This window comes from Pseudomonas sp. 2024-210, assembly GCF_045062345.1.
Lineage (GTDB): Bacteria > Pseudomonadota > Gammaproteobacteria > Pseudomonadales > Pseudomonadaceae > Aquipseudomonas.
In genome coordinates, this window is sequence record NZ_JBJGEJ010000008.1 from 116,153 (window position 1) to 129,785 (window position 13,633).

The window sequence follows — 13,633 nt, forward strand, 5'->3', positions numbered from 1 at the left end:
ATGTTCATCTTGACATTAACTGCCTAAGCAGTAATATCTTGAAACATTACTGCCTTGGCAGCTTTCTGGTGGCCAAATGAAGCATTTCCATCCCGATAATTTTCAAAACTGCACGCTGGGCCTGTTATTGGGCCGTGCCGCAATGCTCAAAGATCGCATCATTGACCGCCATATGGAGCCTTACGGCATCACAGCGGCGCAATTCAAAGTGCTGATCATCATGGCTCAGTTTGCTGTGGATACCCCGGCCGAGCTGTGCCGTCACCTGTCTTTGGACAGCGGTGCAATGACCCGCATGCTCGATCGGCTTGAACAGAAGAACCTGCTGGTTCGCCAGCGTTCCGAGGCCGACCGGCGCCAAGTACGTCTGGTTCTGACTGAAGACGGGCAAGCGCTGGCAAACCTGCTGCCGCAAATAGGGGCTGATGCCATGAACCAGTTGGCGGGTGATATCAGCCCCGAAGAGTTGAAGAGCCTGGAACAGATTCTCAAAAAAATACTGCTGGCGGCGGGTGATCCCATCACCATCATGCGCTTGGGTGAAAAATGAGCAACAAAACGCTAAGTACAGGCCTGAGCCTGGTGTTTGTGTCCATGGTGTTGGCAGGTTGCGCCAGCTATAGCGGTCTGAGCCCCGACGCTCAGCGCCTTGACGAGAAAAACCTCAAGGCGGCGCAATCGCTCGAAGGCGTAAACATCACGCCAGCCGCGTGGCCCGAAAAGAATTGGTGGAAACGCTTGGGTGATACCCGGCTCAACGGTTTGATTGAAGAGGCTTTGCGCGACAGCCCGGACATGCAAATGGCCGCCGCCCGCGCCCATCAGGCCGCTGCGGCGGCGGGTGCAGCGGATGCTGCGCGTATGCCGACGCTGGATGCCGGGGCCGATGTCTCGCGTTCGCGTCTGGCGCGCGCGCAAGATCCTGCGGGGCAGGGCGGACGTTACAGCACTGAGCGGGACCTGAATCTGACGTTCAATTACACCTTCGATCTCTGGGGCGGCCAGCGTGACACCTGGGAAGCGGCTTTGGGTCAGGCCCGAGCAGCTGAAGTCGACAGTCAGGCGGCGCGGCTGACGCTGGCGGCCGATGTGGCGCGCGGCTACAGCAATCTGGCGCACGCCTATAGCGTTCGCGATCTGGCCAATGATGACTTGAAGCGCACTCGGCAGATGCTTGAGCTGAGCCAGCGTCGGCTGCAAGCCGGTATCGACAGTCACTACCAGTACCAGCAAACCGAAAGCCTTGAAGCCAGCTCCCTAGAACAGTTGATCAACGCTGAAAAGCAATTGAAAAGCGCACGCATCGCACTGGCCGTTTTGCTGGGCAAGGGGCCGGATCGCGGCGCTGATATCGCTCGGCCCAACGTTTTGCTGCCCGCAGCAGTCGCCGTACCCAGCACATTGCCCGCCGAGTTGTTAGGGCGTCGTCCCGACCTCATCGCCGCACGCTGGAGAGTCGAAGCGGCGAGCAAGAATATTGCCGCAGCTAAAACCCGCTTCTACCCCAACCTCAACCTGACCGCCGCTGCAGGCACTCAGTCATTGTTAGGGGATGCGCTGTTTGGTTCAGCCAGCCGCTTCTTCAATATCGCGCCAGCAGTGTCGCTGCCGATCTTTGATGGCGGTCGCTTGCGCGCCGGGCTGGATGCCGAGGATGCCAACTACGATCTGGCCGTCGCGCAGTACAACAAGACCCTGGTGGCTGCATTGAGTGATGTCAGTGACAGCCTTGAGCAGCTCAGTGCTCTGGGTCGGCAAATCAGCACTCAGCAGCGGGCTGCGGATATTGCTCAAGAGTCCTACAACAGCGGATTACAGCGCTATGAATCGGGTGTCGGTAACTACCTGGATGTGCTCAGCATTGAGCAGCAACTGCTTCAGGCCCAGCGTCAGCTGGCTGACCTGAATGCCGAGCAGATCGACCTTTCGATTCAACTGATGCAAGCCCTGGGCGGCGGCTATGAGCCCGACAACACGGCTGCGGCCGTTCCCACTCAAGCCTCGCCGGCAGAATAATTTAGGTACTTGTCATGGCTACTGAACACACACCGAATCAAGCGCAAAACGATCAGGACGCTGGTAATCAGCGTAAACGCAAACTCTGGCTGGGCGCTCTGGCGCTGTTGGTCATTCTCGTTGGTCTGGGCGTCTGGGGCTGGCACGAAATGTACGGCCGCTGGAGCGAAAGCACCGACGACGCTTATGTAAATGGCAACGTGGTGGAAATCACGCCACTGGTGACGGGCACCGTGGTGAGCATTGGCGCGGATGATGGCGACCTGGTTCACGAAGGGCAGGTGCTGCTCAATTTTGACCCTAGCGATTCGCTGGTAGGTTTGCAGAGCGCCGAGGCCAATCTGGCGCGCACCGTGCGTCAAGTACGCGGGCTGTTCAGCAATGTAAACGGCACCAAGGCGCAAGTGGCCGCACAGAAAATCGAAGTGCAGAAAGCGCAAGACAACTACAACCGTCGTAAAAGTTTGGCAGTGGGTGGGGCAATTTCCCAGGAAGAACTGTCCCATGCACGGGATGATCTGGCCTCGGCGCAGAGCGCCTTGCGCAATAACGAGCAACAACTCGATACCACCAGCGCCTTGGTGGATAACACCGCTGTGGCCAGCCACCCGGATGTGATGGCTGCGGCTGCGAAAGTGCGCCAGGCGTATCTGGAGCATGCGCGCACCACCTTGATTGCCCCGGTCACTGGCTATGTGGCCAAGCGTACCGTGCAATTGGGCCAGCGTGTGCAGCCGGGCACGGCGCTGATGGCCGTTATTCCGCTGAATCAGCTGTGGATCGACGCCAACTTCAAGGAAACCCAGCTGCATCAGATGCGCATCGGCCAGCCGGTGGACATAGAGTCGGATATTTACGGCAGCGACGTGAAATACAGCGGCACCGTCGACAGCATCGGAGCGGGCACCGGCAGCGCGTTTGCCTTATTGCCTGCGCAGAACGCCACGGGCAACTGGATCAAGATCGTCCAGCGTGTGCCGGTGCGCATTCATATCAATGCCGACCAAGTGGCCGAGCATCCGCTGCGAGTTGGCCTGTCGACCACGGTCGAGGTGAACCTGCATGACCAGAGTGGGCCGGTATTGGCGCAGCAGCCGCCGCAAAAAGCCATGTTCACAACCAATGTCTACGAGCAGCAATTGGCTGAAGCCGAAGCGCTTATCACCCGTTTGATTGACAGCAACAGCGCCGCTACCGCTCAGCGCTGATTCGCCAATCCATAAGCCTCGCTCAACAGGCGAGGCTGCACACCCGGTTTTAAAGGATTAGCGATGAGTACAAACGCGTCTTTCACTCCGCCCAGCCTGGTCCTCGCCACCATTGGTCTGTCGCTGGCCACTTTTATGCAGGTGCTCGACACCACCATTGCCAACGTCGCCTTGCCGACTATCTCCGGCAATCTGGGGGTCAGTTCAGAGCAGGGCACGTGGGTTATTACGTCTTTTGCGGTGAGTAATGCCATTGCCTTGCCATTGACGGGCTGGTTGAGCCGGCGCTTTGGTGAGGTGAAGTTGTTTCTGTGGGCCACGATTCTGTTTGTACTGGCCTCGTTTCTGTGTGGCATTTCGACGTCCATGCCTGAGTTGGTGGGCTTTCGAGTGCTGCAAGGGTTGGTGGCCGGCCCGCTTTACCCGATGACGCAAACGCTGTTGATTGCTGTCTATCCGCCGGCAAAACGGGGGATGGCATTGGCGCTGCTGGCGATGGTCACGGTGGTTGCGCCGATTGCCGGGCCCATATTGGGTGGCTGGATCACTGACAGTTACAGCTGGCCGTGGATCTTCTTTATTAATATCCCGATTGGCATCTTTGCGGTCATGGTGGTTCGCCAGCAATTAAAAGCTCGTCCTGTGGTGATCACCCGTCAACCGATGGATTATGTGGGGCTGATTACCCTGATCATTGGCGTAGGCGCGCTGCAAATCGTGCTCGATAAAGGCAATGATCTTGACTGGTTTGAATCCAACTTCATTCTGCTGGGTACGGCATTGTCGGTGGTGGCCCTGGCGGCCTTTGTCATTTGGGAAATGACCGACAAACACCCCATCGTCAATTTGCGCCTGTTTGCTTACCGCAACTTTCGCATTGGCACCATTGTGCTGGTTCTGGGGTACGCCGGTTTCTTTGGTATTAACCTGATCTTGCCGCAATGGTTGCAGACACAGATGGGCTACACCGCCACTTGGGCTGGACTGGCGGTGGCGCCAATTGGCATCTTGCCAGTGCTGATGTCACCATTTGTCGGCAAGTACGCGCACAAATTCGATTTGCGTCTGCTGGCGGGGCTGGCATTTTTGGCCATCGGGCTGAGCTGCTTTATGCGTGCGAACTTCACCAACGAGGTGGACTTCCAGCATATTGCGATGGTGCAACTCTTTATGGGGATTGGCGTGGCGCTGTTCTTTATGCCGACGCTGAGTATTTTGATGTCGGACTTGCCGCCTCAGCAAATTGCCGACGGCGCGGGGCTGGCCACGTTCTTGCGTACGTTGGGCGGCAGTTTTGCGGCGTCATTGACCACCTGGATCTGGATTCGCCGGGCGGATCAGCATCATGCCTACTTAAGCGAAAGCATCAGTGCTTATGACCCGGTCACTCGGCATATGCTGGAGAGTCTGGGGGGCGCCAGTACACCGGCCTATGCGCAGATGGACAAGATTCTGACCAGTCAGGCGTATATGTTTTCCACCGTGGATTACTTCACCATGATGGGCTGGCTGTTTATGGGTTTGATTTTGCTGGTATGGCTGGCCAAACCCCCGTTTGCTGCGAAGGCCGGGCCGGCAGCAAGCGGGCATTGACGGAGCACCCTCACCCTAACCCTCTCCCAAAGGGAGAGGGGATAGATGAGTGGTGTTCTTGAGTCTGCATGCGGTCAGTTCCCTCTCCCTCGGGAGAGGGCTAGGGTGAGGGGTTTTGAAAGATCACTAATTGCGCCAGCTTCAACGAAAGTGGGCTGGTCGCCGAGCTTTTGATTTGCTTTTGATCTAAGACGCCCCGTTAAACCACGCTGGCCGCAGGCGGGTATTGCGCAGTGGGTAACCCGGCAGGACGCCGGGTTAGCCGCCACACGGCCATGGATGGCCGATCGCGGCGGGCCCACGGAGCAATGCCTGCCTGCGGGCATGCAGAGCCACAGCGAGGCACCGAGTGGAGGGGCAGGGACCTTTTGGTTCCTTTTGGGTCCTTCCAAAAGGGACGTGCCGTAAGGGCGCAACCTTAAGTAGCCGTTACCGCAGCAACGGATAGGTACCCAGCCCAGCAGCCTTTCAATCCCGGGCAACCCCGCTCCCACAAAGGATTAATGCATCGCTTCAGAGTTGTGTAGATACCTATGCCCTCTGGGAGAAGGCTAGGGTGGGGGGCTTTCAGGCCGACGGCAACGCCAGGGGCGGCGCAAAATCAAACGGCGCCAGTTGCATGCCGTGCTCATCCACTTGCAAGGCCCAGCCTTGTTTGTCCCAGTCACCTAGCACAATACGTTTGGCGGCCTGCTCGCCGATTTGCAACTTGTGAATCGCCGGGCGGTGGGTGTGGCCATGAATCAAGGTGTGCACACCAAAATGCGCCATGATCCGTGGCACTTCTTCGGGCGTCACATCCACAATGTCATTGGCTTTCATGCGGACCTGTGCGCGGCTTTCGCTGCGCAGCTTGAGGGCCAGTTTATGGCGTGTGCTCAGGGGTAGATGGCGCAGCACCCACATCGTCACAGGGTTGCGCAGGTAGCGTCGCAGACGCATATAACCTTCGTCGCGGGTGCATAAGCTGTCGCCGTGCATCAGCAACACCGGCTCGCCATAGAAATCCACCACGCTGGGGTCTTTGATCAGCGTGCAACCAGCCGCTTTACAAAACGCCTGGCCAAGCAAGAAGTCGCGATTGCCGTGCATCAGATAAATCTGAGTACCGCTGTCGCTTAATGATCGCAGCGCTTCACAGATTGAGCGCTGAAAGGGTGTCATCGCATCGTCGCCAATCCAGGCTTCGAAAAAATCGCCCAGAATGTACAGCGCCTGAGCCGAGCGCGCGCGCCCGGTCAGGAAATCCAGAAACGCCCGGGTAATGTCCGGGCGCTCCTCTTCCAGATGCAAATCTGAAATCAGCAGTTTCACTCAATGATCTCGGCTTTCTCGACGATCACGTCTTCAACAGGCACGTCCTGATGGCCAGCTTTGGACGTGGTTTTAACGCCTTTGATCTTGTCTACAACGTCCTGACCTTCAACAACCTTGCCAAACACGGCGTAGCCCCAGCCTTGGGTGTTTTTGCCACTGTGGTTCAGGAAGCTGTTGTCAGCCACGTTGATGAAGAACTGCGCGGAAGCCGAATGCGGCTCCATGGTGCGGGCCATGGCAACGGTGTACTTGTCGTTCGACAGGCCGTTGTCAGCCTCGTTCTGGATGCTTGGGCGCTTGTCTTTTTTCTCTTTCATGCCAGGCTCGAAACCGCCGCCCTGAACCATGAAGTTGCCGATGACACGGTGGAAAATGGTGTTTTCGTAGTGGCCGGATTTCACGTATTCGATGAAGTTGGCAACGGTGATCGGTGCTTTTTCAGCGTTAAGTTCGATCACGATCTCGCCGTGATTAGTGGTCAATTTTACTTGGGTCATGATCAATATCGCTCTATCAGGGAATTCGTAAGGTCTGGGGGATGCGCGCATCGGGTCCCGGACTGGCTGGGTAGATACAGCCGCGGGCAGAGTTTAGCGTGCTCGCAGTGCATTTCGATGGTGTTTTTGCCATATGGGGGTTAAAAGCCGGCATTTCAATCGCTTTGATTGAACACCTGCTCTGTCAGGGACTTGACAGCATCGGCTATGATAGGCGCTTTGATTTAGTCGGCCGACCCAGGCCGCGCACCTGTTACGTTCAAGGATCCTATGAGCAAGCCCACTGTCGACCCCACTCTGAATTCAAAGGCTGGCCCTGCTGTCCCGGCTAACTTCCTGCGTCCAATCGTTCAGGCGGACCTAGACTCGGGCAAATGCACACAGATCGTGACCCGCTTTCCGCCGGAGCCAAACGGCTATCTGCACATCGGTCATGCCAAATCCATTTGTGTGAACTTTGGGCTGGCTCAAGAGTTCGGCGGCGTGACGCATTTGCGCTTTGACGACACCAACCCGGCAAAAGAAGACCAGGAATACATCGACGCCATCGAAAGCGACGTCAAGTGGCTGGGCTTCGAGTGGGCCGGAGAAGTGCGTTACGCGTCGCAATACTTCGATCAACTGCACGAGTGGGCGATTTACCTGATTAAAGAAGGTAAAGCCTATGTCTGCGACCTGACCCCGGAGCAAGCCAAGGAATACCGTGGCAGCCTGACCGAGCCAGGCAAGAACAGCCCGTTCCGTGACCGCAGTGTCGAAGAGAACCTGGATCTGTTCGCGCGCATGACGGCCGGTGAGTTTGAAGACGGTAAGCGTGTTCTGCGTGCCAAGATCGACATGGCGTCGCCTAACATGAACCTGCGCGATCCGATCATGTACCGCATTCGTCATGCCCATCACCACCAGACCGGTGATAAATGGTGCATCTACCCGAACTATGACTTCACCCACGGTCAGTCGGATGCTATCGAAGGCATTACGCATTCGATCTGCACCCTTGAATTCGAAAGTCACCGTCCTCTGTATGAATGGTTCCTCGACAGCCTGCCAGTGCCGTCGCGCCCGCGTCAGTACGAGTTCAGCCGTCTGAACCTCAACTACACCATCACCAGCAAGCGCAAGCTCAAGCAACTGGTCGATGAAAAGCACGTCAACGGCTGGGATGACCCGCGCATGTCGACGTTGTCGGGTTTCCGCCGCCGCGGTTACACGCCTAAATCGATTCGCAACTTCTGCGACATGGTCGGCACCAACCGTTCAGACGGCGTAGTGGACTTTGGCATGCTGGAATTCAGCATCCGTGACGACCTGGACCACAGCGCTCCGCGTGCGATGTGCGTGCTGCGTCCGTTGAAGGTGATCATCACCAACTACCCGCAGGACAAGGTCGAGCACCTTGAGCTGCCTTGCCACCCTAAAGCTGACATGGGTGTACGGGTACTGCCTTTCGCGCGTGAAATTTACATCGACCGTGATGACTTCATGGAAGAGCCGCCAAAAGGCTACAAGCGTCTTGAGCCAGCGGGTGAAGTGCGTCTGCGTGGCAGCTACGTGATCCGGGCTGATGAAGCCATCAAAGATGCCGATGGCAACATCATCGAGCTGCATTGCTCCTACGATCCTGAAACCCTGGGTAAAAATCCGGAAGGTCGCAAGGTCAAAGGGGTGGTGCATTGGGTGCCAGCTGCGGCCAGCGTCGAGTGCGAAGTGCGTTTGTATGACCGTCTGTTCCGCTCGCCTAATCCTGAAAAGGCTGAAGACGGCGCGGGTTTCCTCGAAAACATCAACCCTGACTCGTTGCAGGTGCTGACCGGTTGTCGTGCTGAGCCTTCGCTGGGCAATGCACAGCCGGAAGACCGCTTCCAGTTTGAGCGCGAAGGCTACTTCTGCGCCGACATCAAGGACTCGAAGCCCGGTCACCCGGTATTCAACCGTACCGTGACCCTGCGCGACTCCTGGGGCCAGTGATCAAGTTTTAAAGGAAGCCGCCGTGCTAACGATTTTCAACACGCTCACCAAGAGCAAAGAAGTTTTCAAGCCGCTGGATGGCAACAAGGTGCGTATGTACGTGTGCGGCATGACCGTGTACGACTACTGCCACTTGGGCCACGGTCGCAGCATGGTTGCCTTTGATCTGGTGACCCGTTGGTTGCGCTTCAGTGGTTACGATTTGACTTACGTGCGCAATATCACGGACATCGACGACAAGATCATCAATCGCGCTCGTGAAAACGGTGAGGCGTTCGAGGCGCTGACCGAGCGCATGATCGCCGCGATGCATGAGGATGAAGCCCGACTCAATATCCGCAAGCCGGATATGGAGCCGCGTGCCACCGATCACATCCCCGGCATGCATGCCATGATCCAGACCCTGATCGACAAAGGCTATGCCTACGCGCCGGGTAATGGTGACGTGTACTACCGCGTCGCCAAATTTATGGGCTACGGCAAGCTGTCGCGCAAAAAGATCGAAGATCTGCGCATCGGCGCACGCATTGAAGTCGATGAGGCCAAGGAAGACCCGCTGGATTTCGTGCTGTGGAAGGGCGTCAAGCCGGGCGAGCCGAGCTGGGAGTCTCCGTGGGGCCCGGGTCGTCCGGGCTGGCACATTGAATGCTCGGTAATGTCCACCTGCTGCCTGGGTGAGACGTTCGATATTCATGGGGGTGGCAGTGACCTTGAGTTTCCGCACCATGAGAACGAAATTGCCCAAAGCGAGGCGGCGACGGGTAAAACCTACGCCAATGCTTGGATGCACTGCGGGATGATTCGCATCAATGGCGAGAAGATGTCCAAGTCCTTGAACAACTTCTTCACTATTCGCGATGTGCTGGAGAAATATCATCCGGAAGTGGTGCGTTATCTTCTGGTGTCCAGCCACTACCGCAGCGCGATCAACTACTCCGAAGACAACCTCAAGGATGCGAAAGCGGCTCTTGAGCGGTTCTATCACGCCCTCAAAGGTTTGCCGAAAGCGGCCCCAGCGGGCGGCGAAGCGTTCGTTGAGCGTTTCACTCAAGTCATGAACGACGACTTCGGTACCCCAGAAGCGTGTGCCGTGCTGTTCGAAATGGTGCGTGAAATCAATCGTCTGCGTGACAGCGATGTGCAAGCAGCTGCCGGTTTGGCTGCGCGTCTCAAGGAACTCGCTGATGTGCTGGGTATTTTGCAGCTTGAAGCCGATGATTTCTTGCAGGCGGGCGCTGAAGGCAAAGTGGATGCTGCTGAAGTCGAAGCATTGATCGCTGCGCGTTTGGCAGCCCGTGCTGGCAAGGATTGGGCCGAGTCGGACCGTATTCGTGATCAGCTCACCGCAATGGGTGTGGTGCTTGAAGATGGTAAAGGTGGCACAACCTGGCGCTTGGCTGACTAGGTTGTCTGTTGCGTGAACAAAGGCCCGCCTCGTGCGGGCTTTTGTTTGTCCGGTAGTGTTTGCAGGCATAAAAACGGCGCCCGTGGGCGCCGTTTTGTGTGCGGGCTTTACGCTTTAATCGTGCAGTGTTTCGGCCGCGTACAGGGTGTTTTCTAGCAGGCACGCGCGAGTCATAGGGCCTACGCCGCCTGGAACTGGCGTGATCCAGCCGGCGCGGGGCAGGGCGGTCTCGTAGACCACATCGCCTACCAGCTTGCCATCTGCCTGACGATTGATGCCGACATCAATCACGATGGCACCTTCTTTGATCCATTCGCCTTTAACCAGGCCCGGCTTACCAGCTGCCACAACCACCAGGTCGGCACGGCCAACGTGGCCAGCCAGATCCTTGGTAAAGCGGTGGGTCACGGTCACGGTGCAGCCTGCCAGCAGTAGCTCCATGGCCATGGGGCGGCCTACGATATTGGAGGCGCCAACAATGACCGCGTCCATCCCGTACAAATCCTGACCGGTACTTTCCAGCAACGCCATGATGCCTTTTGGCGTGCAGGGGCGTAGCAGCGGGATGCGTTGCGCCAGGCGGCCGACGTTATAGGGGTGGAACCCGTCAACGTCTTTGTCCGGGCGAATGCGCTCCAGCAATTTGGAGGCGTCAAGATGCTCGGGCAAAGGCAATTGCAGCAGGATGCCGTCGATGTTCGCGTCTTCATTAAGACGGTCGATCAAGTCGGTCAGCGCTTGCTGTGTCGTGTCTGAAGGCAGGTCATAGGCTTGAGAGAGAAAGCCTACCTCTTCGCAGTCTTTACGCTTGTGCGAAACATAAACCTGGGAAGCAGGATCGCTGCCGACCAGAATCACTGCCAGGCCGGGCGTTCGCAGGCCTTGCTCGTGACGCTCGGCAACACGTTTGGCAATCTGCTGGCGCAGGCTGGCGGCGATCGCTTTGCCGTCGATTAGTTGTGCAGTCATTACGCGTGATTAACCATCGTAAAGGGTGGAAAAAGGACGAGCATTCTCGCATGCCGTGGCCTGAGGGCAAAGGCGCTTGGTCTGCTTATTCCCCTAACTCCTTTATATTTCTGAACTTTTTTTAAAAAAGAGTTGACGACCTACGGGGTCGTCTATAAGATTCGTCGCACTTGTCGGGCACAGCCTAGCACTGGTTATGAAAGTAGAGCGAAGTTGTTGTCCAGCTTGGTGATACTGAAAGCACTTAGTTTGTAGTCGTCACAGAGTACAGATTATTAAGGCGCCCGTAGCTCAGCTGGATAGAGCATCCGCCTTCTAAGCGGATGGTCGCAGGTTCGAGTCCTGCCGGGTGCGCCATTAGGCAGCTTTGGCACAAGTAAAGTGGTACAGGCAATATGGTGGGCGTAGCTCAGTTGGTAGAGCACGGGATTGTGACTCCCGTTGTCGAGGGTTCGATCCCCTTCGTCCACCCCATATTTAGAAAGCCGCCAGATGAATAATCTGGCGTCTTTGCTTCAAGTGTTTGAAATGCGGATGTGGTGGAATTGGTAGACACACTGGATTTAGGTTCCAGCGCCGAAAGGTGTGAGAGTTCGAGTCTCTCCGTCCGCACCAAATATGGGTTTGTAGCGTTTTTTGCGTTACAGGTCTGCGGAATAGAGCCGCTGTAGCGGCTTTGTTCTTTTAAAGATTCATGCAATATGGTGGGCGTAGCTCAGTTGGTAGAGCACGGGATTGTGACTCCCGTTGTCGAGGGTTCGATCCCCTTCGTCCACCCCATATTTAAAAAACGCCAGATTAATAATCTGGCGTTTTTGCATCAAAAATTTGAAATGTAGATGCAGTGGGATGAGTTGCCGCACTGGATTTGGGTTTCAGCGTCTTTAAGAGTGAGCGCTCAAGCCTCCTCTGTCTGTTCTCCCTCCAGTTACCGTCCTCCTGTTTAAACAATCGCGCCACCCGAAAAGGGTGCGTTTTCGTCGTTCAGGTGTTTATCAGCCGCGCAGCATCACTGTGTTGCAAGATAATGCGCACCCTGGATCTTTCCCCTTTCTCGAAATGGCGACATTTTTTCCGGCTTCTATATAAGAGGGAAAGGCTCTGAAGGGGTCGTATAAAGATTTTTGTGTATTAAGGTGTTTAAGCAAATCATTGCTTGCGCTTAATAATGTGCCGGCTGTTTCTGAGTATGAATGCGGTAGGGTGACTTCTTGAGTTCGACCCACTAGAATGCATGCCCTTGATTATGGGGTCGGAAACGGCCGGCTAATGTCTGTGCAACGAGGAATATCCATGCAAGTTTCTGTTGAAAATACTTCTGCTCTTGAGCGCCGCATGAGCATCACCGTGCCAGCTGAGCGTATCGAGACCCAGGTCAACAAGCGTCTGCAGCAGACTGCCCAAAAGGCCAAGATCGCGGGCTTCCGCCCGGGCAAAGTTCCTATGAGCGTGATTCGTCAGCGTTATGAAGCTGATGCGCGCCAGGAAGCCGTGGGTGATGTCATCCAGGCATCCTTCTACGAAGCCGTTGTTGAGCAAAAGCTGAACCCGGCTGGCCAGCCTTCGGTAGAGCCGAAAGTGCTGGAGAAGGGCAAGGACCTGGAATACGTTGCTACTTTCGAAGTATTCCCTGAATTCGAAGTCACCGGTCTGGACACTATCGCTGTCGAGCGCCTGAGCGCCGAAGTGGCTGATGCCGACCTGGACAAAATGCTGGACGTACTGCGCAAGCAGAACACTCGCTTTGAAGTCACTGATCGCGCTGCTCAGAACGAAGATCAACTGAACATTGATTTCGTTGGCAAGGTAGATGGCGAAGTTTTCGCTGGCGGTTCCGCCACCGGTACTCAGCTGGTTCTGGGTTCGGGTCGCATGATTCCTGGCTTCGAAGAGGGTCTGGTAGGTGCTAAAGCGGGCGAAGAGCGCGTTCTGACCCTGACTTTCCCTGAGGACTACCAGAACCTTGATCTGGCCGGCAAAACTGCCGAGTTCACTGTTAAGGTGAACACTGTTTCCGAGCCTAAGCTGCCTGAGCTGAACGAAGAGTTCTTCGCACAGTTCGGTATCAAGGAAACAGGTCTGGAAGGTTTCCGCACTGAAGTTCGTAAGAACATGGAGCGTGAGCTGCGTCAGGCAATCAAATCCAAGGTCAAGAATCAGGTAATGGAAGGCCTGTTGGCTGCCAACCCGATTGAAGTGCCAAAAGCACTGCTGTCGAGCGAAGTTGATCGCCTGCGCGTTCAGGCTGTTCAACAGTTTGGTGGCAACATCAAGCCTGATCAACTGCCGGCTGAGCTGTTCGAAGAACAAGCCAAGCGCCGTGTAGTGCTGGGCCTGATCGTGGCTGAAGTGGTCAAGCAATTCGACCTCAAGCCTGACGAAGATCGCGTTCGCGAAATGATTCAGGAAATGGCTTCCGCTTACCAGGAGCCTGAGCAGGTTGTAGCTTGGTACTACAAAAATGATCAGCAATTGAACGAGGTTCGTTCGGTTGTGCTGGAAGAGCAAGTTGTGGATACTGTTCTGCAGAAGGCTAAGGTGACCGATAAAGCGGTCTCTTACGAAGAAGCAGTCAAGCCGGTAGAAGCACCACAAGCCGACTGATTTCTGACTCGTTAGAAAACACAACCATAAGCCAGCCTCGAGCTGGCTTATGCGTA

Annotated in this window: 10 protein-coding genes and 4 tRNA genes; 11 read left to right on the forward strand and 3 right to left on the reverse strand. The window is 56.0% G+C overall.

Annotation, left to right across the window (positions count from 1 at the left end; all coding sequences use genetic code 11):
- Positions 1-76: 76 nt before the first annotated feature.
- The 4 genes from ACI7MX_RS13640 to ACI7MX_RS13655 all read left to right on the forward strand — a co-directional run bounded on the left by ACI7MX_RS13640 (position 77) and on the right by ACI7MX_RS13655 (position 4,817).
- Entirely contained in the window at positions 77-550 is a 474-nt protein-coding gene (locus ACI7MX_RS13640) for a MarR family transcriptional regulator (RefSeq protein WP_314486396.1), read from the forward strand.
- Positions 547-2,016 carry an efflux transporter outer membrane subunit gene (locus ACI7MX_RS13645; RefSeq protein WP_405589035.1) on the forward strand — a complete coding sequence of 490 codons (1,470 nt, stop codon included), beginning with the start codon at positions 547-549 and terminating at the stop codon, positions 2,014-2,016. Before ACI7MX_RS13640 ends, ACI7MX_RS13645 begins: the two co-directional genes overlap by 4 nt.
- Before the next feature lie 14 nt (positions 2,017-2,030).
- On the forward strand, positions 2,031-3,224 hold the full coding sequence (locus ACI7MX_RS13650) for an efflux RND transporter periplasmic adaptor subunit (RefSeq protein ID WP_314486400.1): 1,194 nt from the start codon (positions 2,031-2,033) through the stop codon (positions 3,222-3,224).
- A 63-nt stretch (positions 3,225-3,287) separates the two neighbouring features.
- Complete coding sequence (locus tag ACI7MX_RS13655) at positions 3,288-4,817, forward strand: DHA2 family efflux MFS transporter permease subunit (RefSeq protein WP_314486403.1); 1,530 nt, start codon at positions 3,288-3,290, stop codon at positions 4,815-4,817.
- 567 nt (positions 4,818-5,384) lie between these two features.
- On the opposite strand, the gene lpxH is transcribed toward ACI7MX_RS13655, so the two are convergent.
- Together lpxH and ACI7MX_RS13665 are read right to left on the reverse strand one after the other, a co-directional pair.
- Positions 5,385-6,131, reverse strand: a complete 747-nt coding sequence (lpxH, locus tag ACI7MX_RS13660) for a UDP-2,3-diacylglucosamine diphosphatase (protein WP_405589031.1) — start codon at positions 6,129-6,131, stop codon at positions 5,385-5,387.
- Positions 6,128-6,631, reverse strand: a complete 504-nt coding sequence (locus ACI7MX_RS13665; RefSeq protein WP_405589028.1) for a peptidylprolyl isomerase — start codon at positions 6,629-6,631, stop codon at positions 6,128-6,130. Before ACI7MX_RS13665 ends, lpxH begins: the two co-directional genes overlap by 4 nt.
- A 270-nt stretch (positions 6,632-6,901) precedes the next feature.
- On the opposite strand from ACI7MX_RS13665, the gene ACI7MX_RS13670 reads away from it, so the two are divergent.
- The gene (locus ACI7MX_RS13670) at positions 6,902-8,599 is read left to right on the forward strand and encodes a glutamine--tRNA ligase/YqeY domain fusion protein (RefSeq protein WP_405589025.1); all 1,698 of its coding nucleotides are present in this window, start codon (positions 6,902-6,904) and stop codon (positions 8,597-8,599) included.
- Positions 8,600-8,621: 22 nt separating this feature from the next.
- Positions 8,622-10,004, forward strand: coding sequence for a cysteine--tRNA ligase (cysS, locus tag ACI7MX_RS13675; protein ID WP_314486411.1), 1,383 nt, complete (start codon positions 8,622-8,624; stop codon positions 10,002-10,004).
- A 114-nt stretch (positions 10,005-10,118) separates the two neighbouring features.
- On the opposite strand, the gene folD is transcribed toward cysS, so the two are convergent.
- Positions 10,119-10,973: a bifunctional methylenetetrahydrofolate dehydrogenase/methenyltetrahydrofolate cyclohydrolase FolD gene (gene folD, locus ACI7MX_RS13680; RefSeq protein WP_122786098.1), complete on the reverse strand. Its 855-nt coding sequence runs from the start codon at positions 10,971-10,973 to the stop codon at positions 10,119-10,121.
- A gap of 280 nt (positions 10,974-11,253) precedes the next feature.
- Between folD and ACI7MX_RS13685 the strand changes: the two genes are divergently transcribed.
- The 5 genes from ACI7MX_RS13685 (at position 11,254) to tig (ending at position 13,577) form a co-directional block, all read left to right on the forward strand.
- Positions 11,254-11,330 (forward strand) — tRNA-Arg (locus ACI7MX_RS13685).
- A 41-nt stretch (positions 11,331-11,371) separates the two neighbouring features.
- Positions 11,372-11,447 (forward strand) — tRNA-His (locus tag ACI7MX_RS13690).
- Between the two features lie 56 nt (positions 11,448-11,503).
- Positions 11,504-11,588, forward strand: a tRNA-Leu gene (locus tag ACI7MX_RS13695).
- Between the two features lie 89 nt (positions 11,589-11,677).
- Positions 11,678-11,753 (forward strand) — tRNA-His (locus ACI7MX_RS13700).
- A gap of 513 nt (positions 11,754-12,266) precedes the next feature.
- Positions 12,267-13,577: a trigger factor gene (tig, locus tag ACI7MX_RS13705; RefSeq protein WP_122786097.1), complete on the forward strand. Its 1,311-nt coding sequence runs from the start codon at positions 12,267-12,269 to the stop codon at positions 13,575-13,577.
- Positions 13,578-13,633 lie beyond the last annotated feature (56 nt).